Origin of the sequence: Nocardia sp. NPDC051787 (assembly GCF_040681325.1) — a bacterium.
GTDB lineage: Bacteria > Actinomycetota > Actinomycetes > Mycobacteriales > Mycobacteriaceae > Nocardia.
Map to the genome: position 1 here is coordinate 91,058 of NZ_JBFAYO010000002.1, position 15,485 is coordinate 106,542.

A 15,485-nucleotide genomic window follows, 5' to 3' on the forward strand; every position below is an offset into this window, starting at 1 on the left:
GCTTTCTACAGTGGCGCGACCGCACCGGATTTCCACCGGTTTCCTCGTCGCCCGCCGAGCATGCCGATGCTACCTGCCGCCCGGGCCCGGCTCGTCGGCGTGTCCGGCCCGGCCATGCCGCCCGGCAGCGACCACCGCTCGGCGGCCGGGCCGGACCCATGATTCCGCACGGGCACCTAGGTCAGGTCGGCGTTTCCGTCGATCACCTTGAGGTGGTAGCGGAACCGGTTGACCCGCCATCCTTCCGCGGTGCGCTCGGCGCCGAGCGAGTAGCTGCCGACGAACGTGCGCGTCTTGCCGTTGACCGCGGCGTTCTTCACGTGCACGGCAATCGCGTCGGCGTGCACTGTCGCGGTGTCGCCGTGCAGATCGATCAGGTGGTTACCGGACTGGTGGTGGACGCCGTCCAGGTCCGCGAGCCCGGTGCGCCAATCCTCGACGATGTCAGCCGCGGCCCGCTCCCCGACCGGCCCGCCGAACCCGCCGTCGAAATCGACCTTCGGCGTGAACACCTCCCCCGCCAACGCTTCCCACCGTCCCTGATCGGTGTAGACGAACATCTTGGTGATCACGTCGACGATGGCGATCCGGTCGGCGAGAGAAGAGATTTCGGACATACGCCGACCTTAGCCGTCGTGCGCACGTCACGCTTTGCAGACTACCCCGCCCAGGAGCACCAGCCGCGTGTCCGGCAGGTCGTCGTCGAGCCACCGTTGCAAGGGAACCAGGCCGGGATCGAGCATGTCGAAGCCCTCGAAGAACGAGGCGACCCGGTCCGCGGATCGATACCGCACCTGGGCCGAGGACTTGGCGGTGTCCGCCGAGGACTGACTGATGAAATCCGGATCGCTGCTGTCGGAGCCGTGCGTGAACGCGAGATAGCTTCCCGGGGCCATCGCGTCACGGAATCGGGCGACGATCTCGGCGGGGTGTTCATCGTCCATCACGAAGTGCAGCACGCCGACCAGCATGATCGCAACCGGCTCGTCGAAGTCGATCAGCTTCCCGGATGCCAGCCGGTCCAGGATGTCGTCCGGACGGCGAACATCGCCCAGCATCGCCGCCACACCGTCCGAAGCGGCCAGCAGAGCGTTGCAGTGCACGTGCACGACCGGGTCGAAGTCGACGTACACCACCCGCGCCGACGGATCGGTCTTGCGTGCGACCTCGTGAACATTGGGCGAGGTCGGAATACCCGCGCCGAGATCGATGAACTGCCGGACGCCCGCCTCGGCCGCCAATTGGACCGCGTTCACCAGGAATTGGCGGCTGAACCAGGCCAAGGTCCTGGTGTCGGGCGCGATCGAGAGCATTCGACGGGCGACCGCCCGGTCCACCTCGTAGTTGTCCTTGCCGCCGAGCAGATAGTCGTACACCCGAGCGGAGTTCGGCGTGGTCGGATCGACGCCACGCGGTGCTCGCTCCATGCTCGACACCGTACCTCCCCGATATCCTCGGCCAAATCGTAACAAACCGTCACCTACAGGTGACGCGGTATGTCGAGGAAGCCGATATCGGCGGCGACCCGGCCGTAGTGCGCGAGCACTGGCATCATGACGCGAAAAATGCTGCCGCACTCAGTCGTCCGCTGCTCCCGCCAGCGCATCGGCTCGCGCCATGAGCACGTCAGCAACCGGGCGGGGACGGCGGCCGAGTCCACATGCGCTGGCGACCCCGTCGACGGGGCGCCCGAGTGCGTGCTCGATAGCCGCCAACGTCTCCAATTGTTGCGCCTCGCTCGGAATGTCATGCACCAAACCGGCATAGAAGTCGGTGCCTTCGCACAGGGACAGATTGGCGAGCGGCGCATAGAATTCGGTGCTCGACGAGGGCGGTCTGTCTCCGGCCGCGAATGGTCCGTGCAGGTATTCCAGAACGCGCCCGTGCGGCCAATGCCGGACGACGGAGTTGGCCAGATCTACGAACGGCCGCGCGTCACGCAACCTCCCGCGGGCTTTGTTGCGCAGACTGCCCAGGCAGAGGTGTACCCCGAATCGAGTCCCCGCAGGGGCGGCCGCGGCCAGCGCGGCGATACCCCGGCTCAATCCCAGCATTCGGTCCACCACGCGGTGGAACGGCTGCGCCTTGGCCAGCAGCACCAGTTCCGCGGTGGCCTCGAGTTGCACAACGACGTCGTCACCGGCCAGCTCGCGAATAGCGGTGATGTCGCGCACGGTGGCGTCGATGAACGCTTGCCGGTAACGCCGTATCCCGGACCCTCCCATGGCGATGAACGTCAGCGTGAAATCGGTCGGCATGCCGATCTGCAAGGCGAGATCGGGTAACTGCCGCTCCTCACGCAGCTTTCGGAAGATCGGCCATGCCTCCTCGGCCTCTCGGAGATACCCGAGATCCATGACAGCGCCGCTCAATTCGGTCCCGCGCGCGACACGATGGATCGTGCGGTCCCTGCTCGACTGCCACGCGCCGGGTTTCTTCACTTCCAAGACGCCCTGGGACACCAGATCCGCGATTATCGGCTGGATGTAGAACTCGTACCGCCGAGTCTCTCCCGTCGGCAGGGTACGCAACCGAGGACCCGCGCCATCGAGCATCGCCCGCATCGCGACATCCGTGCTCTCGGCCGGAAAACTTCCGACGAAGTGCACCGCCCGCGTGCCCGCCCCTTGCACCATCGAACCCACGTTCCCGCGCTCCTCAGTTCACCGGGTCCTCCCGGGCATCCAGCCGACGCGGTGTCGGTGGCGGCCGGGTGACGCTCATGCGGATCTACTCCGCGATAGCCACGGATCATTATGTGCGGTAGGGGCGTTCGCCGGATACCTCGACACAAGACGGGCCGCCTACTAGACGACCGCGGTGGATACAGCCGAGCCGGCCCCTCTGCGGCAGATGTACCCGGTGTGGCATCTGACGGACTTGTCCCGCCCCATGATGAAAGACATTGGTGGAGAGTGCGTTACGGATGACCCCCCGGTAAGGGCAACCAATGCCCGACAAGTAGGCCGGTATTGCGCCTGACATAGTTCGCGCATAGCCTGCGTCGCGTGCGAACCTCGGTACGGTCGATTCTCGCGTCCGCTGCGGCAATACTCCTCTGCCTCACGCCAGGGGTGGGCCGTGCGGAGGATACGCCGCCGGATCGCTGTGCACCGATGTCCATTCCGGTACCGCTCGGGGTGATGGTGGGCACCTTATGCGTTCCCGCAGCGCAGCCGACCGACACCGTCATGGTGCTGATCGCGGGTTCCAACTACAACCACACGTACTGGGATTTTCCCTACGCCCCGGAGACTTACAACTTCCGGCGCGCGATGAACGCCGCGGGTTACGCGACCCTCGTGGTCGATCGGCTCGGTAACGGCGCGAGCACCAGGCCGCCGAGCACGCAGCTGACGGCGTCGGTGTCCGCGCGCGCCTTGCATGACATCGTGCAGTCCCTGCGCCGGGGACTGGACGGCGCACCCCCGTTCGGCAAGGTCATCACGGGTGGCCATTCGCTGAGCTCCGGTATCGACGTACTGGAGGCGAGCACCTACCAGGATGTCGACGGCGTTTTGCTCACCGGGTTCTCCCACGCCCTCAACGTTTCCGAAGTCCTCGGCGTGATCGCTACCTACCATCAAGCCGCCGGGGATCCCCAGTTCGCCGGGCACGGATACGATCCCGGCTACCTCACCACGCAGCCCGGAACCCGGGCACGCAATTTCTTCGCGCCCGAGACCGCCGACCCCGAGGTTCTCGCGGTCGACGAAGCATCCAAGGAAGTCTTCTCGCCGACGGAATATCCCGACGGGCTGACCTCCACCCTCCCGCCGATGACCAACTTCATCAGCGCCCCGGTCCTGATCGTCAACGGTAGCTCGGACCGGTTGTCCTGCGGGCCTGGCTACGCGGTCTGCGCGAATGCCGAGACGCTGCATGCCGCGGAAGCGCCGTTCTTCGGTCCGGCCGCACGATTGCGCACCTTCGTGCTGCCCGGTAGCGGCCACTCGGTCAATCTCGCACGCAACACCGCCGAGTACCGGTCCGCCGTGATCGACTGGCTGGCTTCCATCGTCGAGTGACCGATCTGCCCGGCCGCCGTCCCGCAACGAGTGCCTCGGTGCTCCTCGTGCGGGCGCCATCGGGGCCGTGCCAGCAGGTCCGTAGGCTGGACTCGTTATGACACGAGGTGTTCCCGATTCCTGTCCAGGTGCGCTGCGGCTGCACGAGGCAGCCGACGGGCCGCTGGCGCGGATCCGGGTGCCCGGTGGGCGACTGGACTCCGCTCAGCTGCAGGCACTGGCGGAGTCCGCCCGTGACCTAGCGGACGGAAACATCGAACTCACCTCTCGCGGCAATGTCCAATTGCGGCAGGTTCGCGACGCGGCGGAGCTGACAGACCGGCTCGCCGCCGTGGGTCTCCTGCCCAGCCGCACCCACGAGCGGGTACGCAATATCATCGCCTCGCCGCTGTCCGGACGCGTCGGCGGCCTGTCGGACGTGCGCGCACTGGTCCCCGCGCTGGACGCCGGTCTGCTCGCCGCGCCACGGTTGGCCGACCTGCCCGGCCGGGTGCTGTTCACCCTCGATGACGGCCGCGGCGACGTCAGCGGGCTCGGCGCCGACATCGGTGTGCACGCGATCTGCGCCGAGGAGTTCGCATTGCTGCTGGCGGGCCGCGACAGCGGTGTCCGCCTCCCGGCCGCCGACACGGTCGACGTCATGCTCGCCGCAGCGCACGGATTCCTGGAGCTGCGCGGCGAGGACGCGGGCCGGTGGCGGTTGGACGACATCGAACAGGGCGCTGATCGCGTGGTCGATCTCCTCGGGCTCTCGCCTGTCGCCGATCGGCTCGAGTTACCTGGGGCGCGCAGCCTTCCGATCGGCTGGCTGGAGCAGGACGACGGGTTGGTCAGCCTGGGCGCCGGTGTGCGCCTCGGCTGCCTGCCCGCCCGCACCGCCGAATTCCTCGCCGCGGTCGAGCGGTCTATCTTCGTCACGCCGTGGCGCGGCCTGGTGGTCACCGACCTGGAGGAGTGGGCCGCCGAACAGGTCGTGCGCGTACTGGCCCCGATGGGGTTGATCTTCGACGCCGACTCGCCGTGGCTTCTGGTCAGCGCCTGCGCCGGGCAGCCCGGTTGCGCGAAATCGCATACCGACGTCCGGGCCGATGTGTCCGACGCGGTCGACACGGGCCGTGTGCTGCCCGCGGCATACCCCATCGAGCATGGAGCGGATGACCGGCATTCCGAGCCGGAAGACTCTGCGCACCAGCATGTGTCGGAGCGGCCGCCGATCGCCGCCACGGACATTTCGGTGGCCGGGCGTCAGCATTGGTCCGGCTGCGACCGCCGCTGTGGCCGCCCCCGGGGCGAGGTCACCGATATCGTCGCGACAGACAAGGGTTACCGCATCGACTGATCGTCGTCTGCGGCCTCGGAACATGATCGCCTTTCCGCGTCACCTTCCGTGGATCTCGAGGGTGCAGCACTTGACGGCTCCTCCCGCCTTGAGCAGTTCGGACATCTCGATCCCGACCGGGTGGAAGCCGCGGTCGCGCAGGGCTTCGCTCAGATCGGTCGCGCGGCTGCTGAGGAATACGTTGACACCGTCGCAAACACCGTTCAATCCGAGCACCTCCGCGTCCGCGTCGGTGGCCACGATGGCGTCGGGGTAGAGCTCGGCGAGAACCGCGCGGGCCGCCGGGGCGAAGGCGGGCGGGTAATAGGCGACGGTGCGCGCGTCCAGCGGAAGCAGCACGGTATCCAGGTGATAGAAGCGCGGATCGATCAATTCCAGCGACACCACGGGCAGACCGAAGTGGCGCGATACCTCCGCGTGCGCCTCGAGCGAACTGCGGAAGCCCATCCCCGCGAGGAGCCGATCACCGACCAGCAGGAAATCACCTTCCCCCTCGTTCAATTCGCTGGCGGCCACCAGATTCGGCAGCCCGGCCCCGGCGAACCATTGGTGGTAGGCGGGGCCTTCGGCAGCGCGTTCCGGATGCGTGAAGCGGGCCGACATCGCCCGGTCGCCGACGATCAGACCGCCGTTGGCGGCAAACACCATGTCGGGCAGGTCCGGGATGCCGGGCACCACCTCGACCGTGTGGCCGTATTCCTCGTAGGTGGCCCGCAGCGTCTCCCACTGCTCGATCGCCAGCTCACGATCGACGGGCTCCTCGGGATTCATCCAGGGGTTGATCGAATAGGTGACGTCGAAGTAATCGGGTCGGCACATGATGAACCGGCGCGGCGACGAACCCCGCGCGGCGGACTCGACTCCGAGGGTGGCTACAGACGTCAACGGAACTCCCTGAGGTCAGCGGGGACTTTCGGCTGACACGAAGTTAAGTTGACTAGTGTTGCGGCAGAAACAACGATTTGTTGCTTATCTAGGCCAGAAATCAACAGATCATTGCGTGAAGCCCAAGGAGTGTGATGTGGACGACCTCGATCGGCGGATTCTCGAACAACTGCTGAGGCACGCGCGCGCCTCGTTCCAGGAAATCGGCAGCGCGGTCGGGCTGTCCGCGCCCGCGGTGAAGCGGCGGGTCGACCGGTTGGTCGCGAACAAGCAGATCACCGGATTCACCGCGTTGGTCAACCCCGCCGCGCTGGGCTGGAAGACGGAGGCATACGTCGAGGTCTACTACCGCGACAACATCTCCCCCGCCGAATTGAAACGGAGCCTGGAACCGATCCCGCAGGTGGTCGGCGTGTGGACCATCGCGGGCGAGGCCGACGCACTGGTGCACGTAATGGCCACCGACATGGCCGAGATCGAGGTGACCGTGGAGCGGATCCGGGAGAACGCGCGCGTCGGGCGCACTCGGAGTTCGATCGTCATGTCCCGGATCCTCGAGCGTCCGCGAACCTGATCGCCATCTCATCCGGGCTCAACATGGTGCGGTGGTGTAGCCGCGAACCCGGACCGCCCGGTCCGGACCCGCACCCATAGGGTGGACCGTATGTCCGACGTACGTGCCAGCTACCTGACCGACGGGGCCGAGATCTACCGTCGCTCATTCGCGACGATCCGCGCCGAGGCCGATCTGAGCGGGTTCCCCGCGGATGTGGCACACGTGGTGGTGCGGATGATCCACGGCTGTGGTCAGGTCGATCTCGCCGAGGACATCGCCTTCTCGCCCGGCGTCGTCGCGGCGGCGCGGGCGGCACTGCGCGCTGGCGCACCGATTCTGTGTGACGCGACCATGGTCGCCTCCGGCGTGACCCGGAAACGACTGCCCGCCGACAACGAGGTGGTGTGCACCCTCGCCGATTCGCGCGTACCGGAATTGGCCTCGGCCATGGGCACTACCCGCTCCGCCGCCGCGCTGGAACTGTGGCGCGACCGCCTCGAGGGCGCCGTCGTCGCGATCGGCAACGCGCCGACGGCGCTGTTTCATCTGCTCGATCTACTGGACGCGGGCGCACCCCGGCCGGCCGCGGTCCTCGGCATTCCCGTCGGATTCATCGGCGCCGCCGAATCCAAGGACGCGCTGATCGCGACCGGGGGCATCGAATACCTCACGGTTCGCGGCAGGCGCGGCGGCAGCGCGATCACCGCGTCCGCGTTGAACGCGATTGCGAGTGAGCAGGAATGAGCGTCGCGGGCAAACTGTGGGGCGTCGGACTCGGCCCCGGCGATCCCGAGCTGGTGACGGTCAAGGCGGCCAAGGTGATCGGGACAGCCGATGTCATCGCGTTCCACAGCGCGCGCCACGGTCGCAGCATCTCGCGCCGAACCGCCGCGCCCTACATGCGCCAGGGCCAACTCGAGGAGCACCTCGTCTACCCCGTGACCACCGAGACCACCGACCATCCCGGCGGCTACCAAGGCGCGATCGACGAGTTCTACGAACAGGCCGCTGAGCGGCTGGCCGCGCACCTGGCCGCGGGCCGTTCAGTCGCGTTGCTCGCCGCGGGCGACCCGCTGTTCTACAGCTCCTACATGCACATGCACCGCCGGCTGGCCGACCGATTCGAGACCGAGATCATCCCGGGCATCACCTCGGTGAGTGCGGCGTCGGCCGCGTTGGGCACGCCGCTGGTCGAGGGCGAGCAGGTGCTCACGGTACTGCCGGGCACCATGCCGGTGGACGAACTCACCCGGCGCCTGCGCGCGACCGACGCAGCCGCGATCATGAAACTGGGCCGCACCTATCCTGGTGTGCGCCAGGCCCTTTCGGATTCGGGTCGGCTCTCCGGCGCGTACTACGTCGAGCGCGCGAGCACGACCGATCAGCGCGTCCTGCACGCCGACGCGGTGGACGACGCCGAGGTCCCCTACTTCTCCATCACCCTCGTTCCCGGCCCGGAACCGACCACGCCGCTGCCCCGCGCCGAGACGAATCCGGCTGCCCGGCAGCGGATTGCCGACCCGGGAACGACCGGGCGAGTCGGCGAGGTCGTCGTCGTGGGGCTGGGTCCCGGCGCGCCGGAATGGACCACCGACGAGGTGCGCGCCGCGCTGGCCGACGCCACCGACCTGGTCGGCTACACCACCTATTTGAACCGGGTGCCACAACGGCCTGGCCAGCGCCGCCACGTCAGCGACAACCGGGTGGAGTCCGAGCGCGCCGCCATGGCCTTGGATCTGGCCGAGCGGGGCGCGCGGGTGGCGGTGGTCTCCTCGGGTGACCCAGGGGTCTTCGCGATGGCGGCGGCCGTGCTGGAGGAAGCAGCGGACCCGCGGTGGCGCGAGGTCCCGGTACGCGTGCTTCCTGGACTCACCGCGGCCAACGCGGTGGCGAGCCGGGTCGGCGCGCCGCTCGGACACGACTACGCGATGATCTCGCTCTCCGATCGGCTCAAGCCATGGGAGATGGTGGCACAACGCCTTTCCGCCGTCGCGGCGGCCGACATGGCCATCGCGGTCTACAACCCGGCGTCCTCGCAGCGCACCTGGCAGGTCGGCGCGATGCGGGACCTGCTGCTGGAGCACCGCAAGCCGGATACGCCCGTCGTCGTCGGGCGTGACGTCGGCGGGCCGGCCGAATCGGTCCGCGTGGTGACGCTCGGCGATCTCGACCCCACCGAGGTGGACATGCGCACACTGCTGATCATCGGCGCGTCGACCACGACCGCGTTCGGGACCGGCCACGGGACGCGCGTCTACACCTCCCGGCGCTATGGAACGGTACGCGACGCGGCGGCCGACAACGCGTAAGATCGCCTGACGCACCGGAGATCGGGAGGGAACTTGGCCGCGACACTGGCGGAGCTGACGCTGCGCACCCGAGCCTTGGAGGCACGGGCGACGGCGACCGAGCAAGCAATCGATGAACAGGGCGTTGTCCTGGGCGAAGTCGCGGCGCTGACCAGGAAAACGCTGGACGGCATCGATCGGGTCGATCGGCGCGTGGAAAAGCTCGATCAGCGCGTGGAAAAGGTCGATCAGCGCGTGGAGAGCCTCGAGAACGCTGTCACAGAGCTTCGTGGGGACGTCGGCGAGCTGCGCGAAAACTTCAGCGGACTGCATGAGACCGTCGGCGAGCTGCGCGAGAATGTCAGCGAACTACACGAGACTGTCGGCGAGCTCAACCGGCGGGTCACGGTACTCGAAAAGGGGCAGGTCCGCCTGGAACAGGGCCAGGCGCGACTGGAACAGGGCCAGGCGCGCCTGGAGGAGGGCATGACCGCCGTGCTTGCCCGGCTCGACCGGATGGCCGGAAGCGCGTAGCCAGTCCGTTCCGGTAACATTCCACTATGGAGTGTTAGGCAGAAGGGAGCAGTCGTTGACCAACGCTACGACCACGCGCAAGTCGCTGAACTCCACGGCGGCGTCGTTGCTCGGATTTCTGCACGAAGGCCCCATGTCGGGGTGGGATCTGGTGGCCACGGCGCAAGACCGCATCGGCGACTTCTGGACGATCACGCAGAGTCAGGTCTATCGGGAGCTCGCCGCGATGGACGCCGCGGGACTGGTCGAGAAAGGCGAGACCGGCGCGCGCGAACGGACCCCCTATCACATCACCGACGCCGGGCGGGAGGCATTCCTGGAATGGGTGGCTCGTGATCCCGGCGGGGAGACCATCCGGGTGCCGCTGCTGCTCACACTCTCGTTCGGTGAACATCTGGACCGCGATCGGCTCGACGGCATCGTCGCGGCCAACCGGGAGATCCATCAGGCGCGGCTCGCGCGGTATCTCGCCGAGGATCCGGAGACGATGTCGGCCTTCGCCCGCGCCACGCTGGATTTCGGCATCCGCTACGAGCGGGCGGTGCTGGATTGGTTCGATCACCTGCCCGAGCTTCTCGGCCGTTGATCGTCATGCGTCGCGACGGCTCTTCCGATACGAGCACGCCAGGATCAACCCCCGCGATCGATTCGCTTCTCGGATAGCCAATCAATTACTTGCGCAACGGTTTCCACGGCCTCCACGCCCTCGGGTAGCGGCGGGCGGTCGATCACGACGACCGGAATTCCGGCCTCGCGGGCGGCGGCCAGCTTGGCTTCGGTCTGATCTCCACCGCTGTCCTTGGTGACCAGCACGTCGATCCCGTACTCGGCGATCAGCCGGGATTCGTCCGCGAGCGCGAAAGGCCCGCGGGCGAGGATGATTTCGTGTCGAGGAGGCAACGGACCCGCCGGCGGGTCGATGGCTCGGATCAGGAACCACTGCCGCTCCTGCCCCGCGAACGTGTCCACGCCTTGCCGGCCGATAGTCAGGAACACGCGCTCGCCGAGCGTCGCGGCCGCCTCCGCCGCGGCGACGAGATCAGGCACCCGTACCCATTGATCACCCGGCCGCTGCGGCCAGTTCGGCCGCCACAGGCGCACCAGCGGAACGCCCGAATCACGCGCGGCCGCAGCGGCATTGGCACTGATGGCCGCCGCGAATGGATGGGTGGCGTCCACTACAGCGGCCACGTCGTTGTCTGCGACCCAGGCACGCAATCCCTCGGCGCCACCGAAGCCACCGACCCGTACCGCGCCCTCGGGCAACAGGGGCGCACGCACACGACCGGCGAGCGAGGACACGATCTCGAATCCTCGCTCGCCGGAAGCGATGCGGGCCAGGTCCCGGGCTTCCCGGGTGCCGCCCAGAATCAGAATTCTCAGGGCTGTCCGCTGAAGTAGGCGATACCCGCGTTCAGCAGCGACGGTCCGCCCGCGACGGCCAGACCGATCAGCGCGCCGAGCACGGCGCCGGGCAGGATGCCGATGCCGAAGAAGACGATGCCGATAGCGGCGCCGATCAGGCCGCCGACCAGGGCACCGAGCGAGGCGCGCTGCAACTCTGCGAAGAACCACTCCTGTGCGCCGATGAATTCGGCGGCGACCGGCGCGTTCGCAGTCGGGGCGACCTGCGGGGTCAGCGTGAGCTGCCTGCCCTCGTCGGCGACGTTCGCGGCGATCTGGACCTCCTGGCCCTTGGCCGTCGCGGTGAGCGGGATCGTGGTGACGGTCTCCCCCGCGGAATTCTTCAGGCTGACCGACTGGTTGTCGGCGTCCACGCTGAACGCACCGCTGGTCACGCTGGTGACGACCGACTTACCCGCGTCGGCCAGCCGCAGCGCGTAGCCGACACCCTGATCGGTGCCGGTGACCGTGGGCTCGGCGGCCGCCTGGTCCTGCACCGCGGGCGGCGCGGGCGCGGCGTAGGCGGTACCGGCGGTGACTCCGGTGGCGGCGACAGCCAACAATGCGGTTGCGGCAAACTTCTTGTATTTCATCTATCTCCCCAACAGGAACCGGATTTCCGATCATGATCGGAACTCGGCCCCGACCATACCCCGTGACCGGTAACGTGTTCACCCATCGGTGGGGAATCCCGGCGCGATATCGCGCTTTTTCACCACCGACCACTGCGCCACCGGGAGCTGGGGCCGCCATGCGGTGAAGGATCCCAGCGGTTCGCCGCGGTAGATCTGGAACTTACGCAACGCGCCGCCGTGGGCGGATGCCCAGCTGAGCAGCAGTGATTCAGATTCGGCGGTCACCGCGTTCGCGACGAGCCTGCCGCCTGGACGCAGCTGCGCCCAACATGTCTCGGGCAGGCCATCCTGGGTCAGCCCACCACCGACGAAAATCGCGTCGGGCGAGGCGATTTCGGTGTCATGCGCGAGTTCGGCGCGCAACTCGCCGCGAATCAGGATGTGCGGAACCCCCAGAGCGGCGGCGTTGTCGGCGATCTGCCCCCGGCGGCGCTCGAGCCGCTCGAACGTGACGGCGCGGTTGGCCGGATGCGCGCGGCACCATTCGATCGCGATGCTGCCGGACCCGCCGCCGACATCCCAGAGCAGCTCGCCCGGGGCGGGCGCCAGCGCCGCGAGCGTCAGCGCGCGGACCTCGTGCTTGGTCAGCTGGCCGTCGCCGCCGAACAACTCGTCCGGCAGGCCGGGCAGCCGCGTGGCCCGTGGCTGGTCAGGGTCGGCAACGCAGCTGATCGCGACGATGTTCAGCGGGTCGCCGGGTGGGCGATCCCACTGCTTCGCGAGACCGGTGTGCAGACGTTCGGCCGGGCCGCCGAGCTGTTCGAGGACGGTCAGCTCGGAGGCGCCGTAACCGTGCCGCCCCAGCAAGCGCGCAAGCACCGGTGGCGTGTGCTCGTCGGCGCTCAGCACCAGCAGCCGCCTGCGGTCGGCCAGTTCGGGCAGAACCGTGACCAACGGCCGCGCCACCACGCTCACCACCGGCGTTTCCGCGAGTGCCCAGCCCAGGCGGGCGCAGGCCAGCGATGCGGACGACGGCTGCGGCAAGACCCGCAGCGCCCGCGCTCCGAACAGCCTGGCCAGGGTCACGCCGATTCCGTGGAACATCGGATCGCCGCTGGCCAGCACGCACAGCCGCGCCCCGCTGTGCCGCTCGAGCAGTTCGGGTAGTGCGGGCAGCAACGGCGAAGGCCAGTTCACCCGCGTCGCCGTCACCGCCTCGGGCACCAGCGCGAGCTGCCGCGTGGAGCCGAACAAGATCTCGGCGTCGCCGACGGCTTCGCGGGCGGAGCGACCGAGACCGTTCCAGCCATCGGCGCCGATCCCGACCACCGCGATCGGCGGCCCGGTCCACGGCAGGGGCGCTGCGGCACTCACCGCGGCATCCGGCGCCAGATCGGTTGGGGCAGCAGGCGCATCGCGAAGAACACCGGCTGCAGGACCCGGGGCACCCAGATCCGGCCCGCGCCTCGGTGCAGACCCTTGACCACGGCGTCGGCGACCTGGCCGGGGGTGCTGGAGAACGGGGCCGGGGACATGCCCTCGGTCATCCGCCCGATGACGAAGCCCGGACGGACCAACAGCAGTCGAACACCGCTGCCGTGCAACGCGTCCGCGAGGCCGCTGACGAATCCGTCGAGTCCGGCCTTGGCCGACCCGTAGACGTAGTTGGCGCGCCGGACTCGGGCGCCCGCTACCGAGCTGAACACCACGAGCTGCCCTTCGCCTTGCGCGCGCAGAAGGTTCGCCAGGACGGTGAGGACACTGGCCTGCGCGACGAAGTCGGTGTGCAGAATCGCCACAGCATGGGCGGGGTCTTTCTCGGCACGCCGCTGATCGCCGAGCACGCCGAACGCCAGCACCGCGATACCGATTCGCCCGTGCTCAGCGGCGACCTTCTCCAGCAGCGCGGGATGACTCGCGGTGTCGTCGGCGTCGAACTCGATCGTGTGCACAGCGCTCGCACCGGCAGCCGCGATCTCCGCGCACTGTTCGGCCAGCTCGTCGCTGCGCCGCGCCCCGAGAATCACCACCCGTCCCGGCGCCGAGCGCCGCGCCACTTCCAGCCCGATCTCGCTACGCCCGCCCAGGAGCAGCACGGCCCCGTCGACCAACCCACGCGTTCCCATGCGCCACAGTCTGTCATTGCACCGCCGCAGCGTCGTACACCACGGTGACCTGTTGTCACCGCCTGCTCGACGATCCGATGCAGCACCACCTCCGGCTGCGTCCATCAGGCGGTCGGAGGCTACGGTCGGAGGATGCCGACCACCACTGCTGAATTGTCGACCGCCGCCCTCGAGTTCGTCACCGAGCGGCATCTGGCCACGCTGACGACGTTGCGGGCGGATGGGACGCCGCACGTGGTCGCGGTCGGGTTCACCTGGGACCAGGACGCCGGGATCGCCCGCGTGATCACCAACGACGGCTCGGTGAAGGTGCGCAACGTGCGCCGTTCGGGGTACGCGGCGGTCAGCCAGGTCGACGGCATCAGGTGGATCACACTGGAAGGCCCGGCGACCGTCCTCGACGACCCGGACAGTGTCGCCGACGCGGTGGAGCGGTACGCGGGCCGCTACCGGGTGCCCAGGGAGAATCCGACCCGGGTGGTGATCGCCATCCAGGTCCGGCGCGTCCTGTCCAGCAGCACCCTCGTCGCACCGGCTACCGAAGGCAACGGCGCCACCGCTTAGCGGCACGGTGGCGACCGCGTCCGTGCGTCACAGTGCCGTGAGGCCGTGCGGCTGGTTGTTCAGCGACTCGCTGCCGTCCTCCGTGACGACGACGATGTCCTCGATGCGCGCGCCCCACTCGCCGCGGAAGTAGATGCCGGGCTCGACGCTGAAGGCCATACCCGGCTGCAGAACGAGGTCGTTGCCCGCCACGATGTAGGGCTCCTCGTGCACCGAAAGTCCGATGCCGTGTCCGGTGCGGTGCACGAAGGCGGGACCGAAACCCGCCTCGGTCAAGGGGTTTCGCGCTGCCGCGTCCACGGCGGCGGCCGTCACACCGGGTCGGACGGCCGCGACCGCCGCCGCTTGGGCGCGCTCGAGTGCGGCGTACCGGGCGGCCACCTCAGAATCGGGTTCCCCGAGCGCGTAGGTGCGCGTCGAGTCCGAGTAGTAGCCGGGTTCGACCGGGCCGCCGATGTCGACGACCACCACGTCGCCGGACTCGATGCGCCGCTCCGAGACCCCGTGGTGCGGGTCGGCGCCATGGGGGCCACTGCCGACGATGACGAATGCCGCCTCGGTGTGCCCCTCCGCCACGATCGCGTCCGCGATACTGCGTCCGACCTCCGCCTCCGTGCGGCCCACCTGCAGGAACTCCCCCATCCGCGCGTGCACCCGGTCGATCGCCGCGCCGGCCCGGCGCAGCGCGTCCACCTCGGCCGGGTCCTTGATCATGCGCAGTTCGCGCAGCACCGGAGTGGCGGACACCGGGAGGCCGGTGAAGGATTCGGCCAGCGGCAGCAGGTGCAGCGCGGGCATGGCGTCGGCGACGGCCACCCGGGAACCCACGTGCAGCGCGGACTTCACCAGGGCATATGGGTTGGTGCCATCCACCCAGTCCAGCACCTGCAAATCCAATTCGCCGGCCGCCGAGGCGTCCAGCGAAGCCAGCTCCAGTTTCGGGATCACCACCGACGGGGTCGCCCCATCCGCGGGGATCACCAGGCAGGTCAGCCGCTCGAACGATTCGGCCGCCGACCCGATGAGGTAGCGCAGGTCCGGCCCGGGAGTGATCAGCAGGGCATCCAGATGGGCGGCCCGGATCAGCTCCACCGCCCGCTCCAGCCGAGCACCGTAGACGTCCGCCGCGAACCTGGAATCCGTATGCGAGCTCATTCGCCCGACGTTACCCGCCACGCGTTCCGGA

At 68.5% G+C, this 15,485-nt stretch carries 17 protein-coding genes; 8 read left to right on the forward strand and 9 right to left on the reverse strand.

Annotated elements, in window-relative coordinates; translation table 11 throughout:
• Positions 1–176 precede the first annotated feature (176 nt).
• From AB0M45_RS02345 to AB0M45_RS02355, 3 genes are all read right to left on the reverse strand, one after another.
• Positions 177–617, reverse strand: a complete 441-nt coding sequence (locus AB0M45_RS02345; protein ID WP_364322016.1) for a nuclear transport factor 2 family protein — start codon at positions 615–617, stop codon at positions 177–179.
• Between the two features lie 27 nt (positions 618–644).
• Positions 645–1,427: an SAM-dependent methyltransferase gene (locus AB0M45_RS02350; protein ID WP_364322019.1), complete on the reverse strand. Its 783-nt coding sequence runs from the start codon at positions 1,425–1,427 to the stop codon at positions 645–647.
• 150 nt (positions 1,428–1,577) lie between these two features.
• Positions 1,578–2,636 (reverse strand): hypothetical protein, encoded by a 1,059-nt coding sequence (locus tag AB0M45_RS02355; protein ID WP_364322562.1) that lies wholly within the window; start codon positions 2,634–2,636, stop codon positions 1,578–1,580.
• A 480-nt stretch (positions 2,637–3,116) separates the two neighbouring features.
• On the opposite strand from AB0M45_RS02355, the gene AB0M45_RS02360 reads away from it, so the two are divergent.
• Together AB0M45_RS02360 and AB0M45_RS02365 are read left to right on the forward strand one after the other, a co-directional pair.
• Positions 3,117–4,028, forward strand: coding sequence for an alpha/beta hydrolase (locus AB0M45_RS02360; RefSeq protein WP_364322022.1), 912 nt, complete (start codon positions 3,117–3,119; stop codon positions 4,026–4,028).
• Positions 4,029–4,125: 97 nt separating this feature from the next.
• Positions 4,126–5,367 (forward strand): precorrin-3B synthase, encoded by a 1,242-nt coding sequence (locus AB0M45_RS02365; RefSeq protein WP_364322025.1) that lies wholly within the window; start codon positions 4,126–4,128, stop codon positions 5,365–5,367.
• A gap of 39 nt (positions 5,368–5,406) precedes the next feature.
• Here the strand turns inward: AB0M45_RS02365 and ddaH are convergent, their stop codons facing one another.
• Positions 5,407–6,252 (reverse strand): dimethylargininase, encoded by an 846-nt coding sequence (gene ddaH, locus AB0M45_RS02370; RefSeq protein WP_364322028.1) that lies wholly within the window; start codon positions 6,250–6,252, stop codon positions 5,407–5,409.
• A gap of 136 nt (positions 6,253–6,388) precedes the next feature.
• On the opposite strand from ddaH, the gene AB0M45_RS02375 reads away from it, so the two are divergent.
• The 5 genes from AB0M45_RS02375 to AB0M45_RS02395 all read left to right on the forward strand — a co-directional run bounded on the left by AB0M45_RS02375 (position 6,389) and on the right by AB0M45_RS02395 (position 10,216).
• Positions 6,389–6,826 (forward strand): Lrp/AsnC family transcriptional regulator, encoded by a 438-nt coding sequence (locus tag AB0M45_RS02375; RefSeq protein WP_364322031.1) that lies wholly within the window; start codon positions 6,389–6,391, stop codon positions 6,824–6,826.
• Positions 6,827–6,916: 90 nt separating this feature from the next.
• Positions 6,917–7,552, forward strand: a complete 636-nt coding sequence (locus AB0M45_RS02380; protein ID WP_364322034.1) for a precorrin-8X methylmutase — start codon at positions 6,917–6,919, stop codon at positions 7,550–7,552.
• Positions 7,549–9,117, forward strand: a complete 1,569-nt coding sequence (gene cobJ / locus AB0M45_RS02385; protein WP_364322037.1) for a precorrin-3B C(17)-methyltransferase — start codon at positions 7,549–7,551, stop codon at positions 9,115–9,117. Before AB0M45_RS02380 ends, cobJ begins: the two co-directional genes overlap by 4 nt.
• A gap of 33 nt (positions 9,118–9,150) precedes the next feature.
• Positions 9,151–9,630, forward strand: coding sequence for a hypothetical protein (locus tag AB0M45_RS02390; protein WP_364322040.1), 480 nt, complete (start codon positions 9,151–9,153; stop codon positions 9,628–9,630).
• A 55-nt stretch (positions 9,631–9,685) separates the two neighbouring features.
• On the forward strand, positions 9,686–10,216 hold the full coding sequence (locus AB0M45_RS02395) for a PadR family transcriptional regulator (protein ID WP_364322043.1): 531 nt from the start codon (positions 9,686–9,688) through the stop codon (positions 10,214–10,216).
• Between the two features lie 44 nt (positions 10,217–10,260).
• Here the strand turns inward: AB0M45_RS02395 and AB0M45_RS02400 are convergent, their stop codons facing one another.
• The 4 genes from AB0M45_RS02400 to AB0M45_RS02415 form a co-directional block, all read right to left on the reverse strand.
• The gene (locus AB0M45_RS02400) at positions 10,261–11,013 is read right to left on the reverse strand and encodes a cobalt-precorrin-6A reductase (RefSeq protein WP_364322564.1); all 753 of its coding nucleotides are present in this window, start codon (positions 11,011–11,013) and stop codon (positions 10,261–10,263) included.
• On the reverse strand, positions 11,010–11,627 hold the full coding sequence (locus tag AB0M45_RS02405) for a hypothetical protein (protein ID WP_364322046.1): 618 nt from the start codon (positions 11,625–11,627) through the stop codon (positions 11,010–11,012). The genes AB0M45_RS02400 and AB0M45_RS02405 overlap by 4 nt, the downstream gene beginning before the upstream one ends.
• A 78-nt stretch (positions 11,628–11,705) precedes the next feature.
• Positions 11,706–12,983 (reverse strand): precorrin-6y C5,15-methyltransferase (decarboxylating) subunit CbiE, encoded by a 1,278-nt coding sequence (gene cbiE, locus AB0M45_RS02410; RefSeq protein WP_364322048.1) that lies wholly within the window; start codon positions 12,981–12,983, stop codon positions 11,706–11,708.
• Positions 12,980–13,735, reverse strand: a complete 756-nt coding sequence (locus AB0M45_RS02415) for an SDR family NAD(P)-dependent oxidoreductase (RefSeq protein ID WP_364322050.1) — start codon at positions 13,733–13,735, stop codon at positions 12,980–12,982. Before AB0M45_RS02415 ends, cbiE begins: the two co-directional genes overlap by 4 nt.
• Before the next feature lie 132 nt (positions 13,736–13,867).
• On the opposite strand from AB0M45_RS02415, the gene AB0M45_RS02420 reads away from it, so the two are divergent.
• Entirely contained in the window at positions 13,868–14,299 is a 432-nt protein-coding gene (locus AB0M45_RS02420; protein ID WP_364322052.1) for a PPOX class F420-dependent oxidoreductase, read from the forward strand.
• Positions 14,300–14,326: 27 nt separating this feature from the next.
• On the opposite strand, the gene AB0M45_RS02425 is transcribed toward AB0M45_RS02420, so the two are convergent.
• Positions 14,327–15,454 carry a Xaa-Pro peptidase family protein gene (locus AB0M45_RS02425; protein WP_364322054.1) on the reverse strand — a complete coding sequence of 376 codons (1,128 nt, stop codon included), beginning with the start codon at positions 15,452–15,454 and terminating at the stop codon, positions 14,327–14,329.
• Positions 15,455–15,485 lie beyond the last annotated feature (31 nt).

What these genes read in the sequence shown, in the direction of transcription:
- AB0M45_RS02345 (WP_364322016.1), bottom strand. Translation starts at nt 617, where the DNA reads ATGTCCGAAATCTCTTCTCTCGCCGACCGGATCGCCATCGTCGACGTG.
- AB0M45_RS02350 (WP_364322019.1), bottom strand. Translation starts at nt 1,427, where the DNA reads ATGGAGCGAGCACCGCGTGGCGTCGATCCGACCACGCCGAACTCCGCT.
- AB0M45_RS02355 (WP_364322562.1), bottom strand. Translation starts at nt 2,636, where the DNA reads ATGGTGCAAGGGGCGGGCACGCGGGCGGTGCACTTCGTCGGAAGTTTT.
- AB0M45_RS02360 (WP_364322022.1), top strand. Translation starts at nt 3,117, where the DNA reads ATGTCCATTCCGGTACCGCTCGGGGTGATGGTGGGCACCTTATGCGTT.
- AB0M45_RS02365 (WP_364322025.1), top strand. Translation starts at nt 4,126, where the DNA reads ATGACACGAGGTGTTCCCGATTCCTGTCCAGGTGCGCTGCGGCTGCAC.
- AB0M45_RS02380 (WP_364322034.1), top strand. Translation starts at nt 6,917, where the DNA reads ATGTCCGACGTACGTGCCAGCTACCTGACCGACGGGGCCGAGATCTAC.
- cobJ (WP_364322037.1), top strand. Translation starts at nt 7,549, where the DNA reads ATGAGCGTCGCGGGCAAACTGTGGGGCGTCGGACTCGGCCCCGGCGAT.
- AB0M45_RS02405 (WP_364322046.1), bottom strand. Translation starts at nt 11,627, where the DNA reads ATGAAATACAAGAAGTTTGCCGCAACCGCATTGTTGGCTGTCGCCGCC.
- AB0M45_RS02415 (WP_364322050.1), bottom strand. Translation starts at nt 13,735, where the DNA reads ATGGGAACGCGTGGGTTGGTCGACGGGGCCGTGCTGCTCCTGGGCGGG.
- AB0M45_RS02420 (WP_364322052.1), top strand. Translation starts at nt 13,868, where the DNA reads ATGCCGACCACCACTGCTGAATTGTCGACCGCCGCCCTCGAGTTCGTC.
- AB0M45_RS02425 (WP_364322054.1), bottom strand. Translation starts at nt 15,454, where the DNA reads ATGAGCTCGCATACGGATTCCAGGTTCGCGGCGGACGTCTACGGTGCT.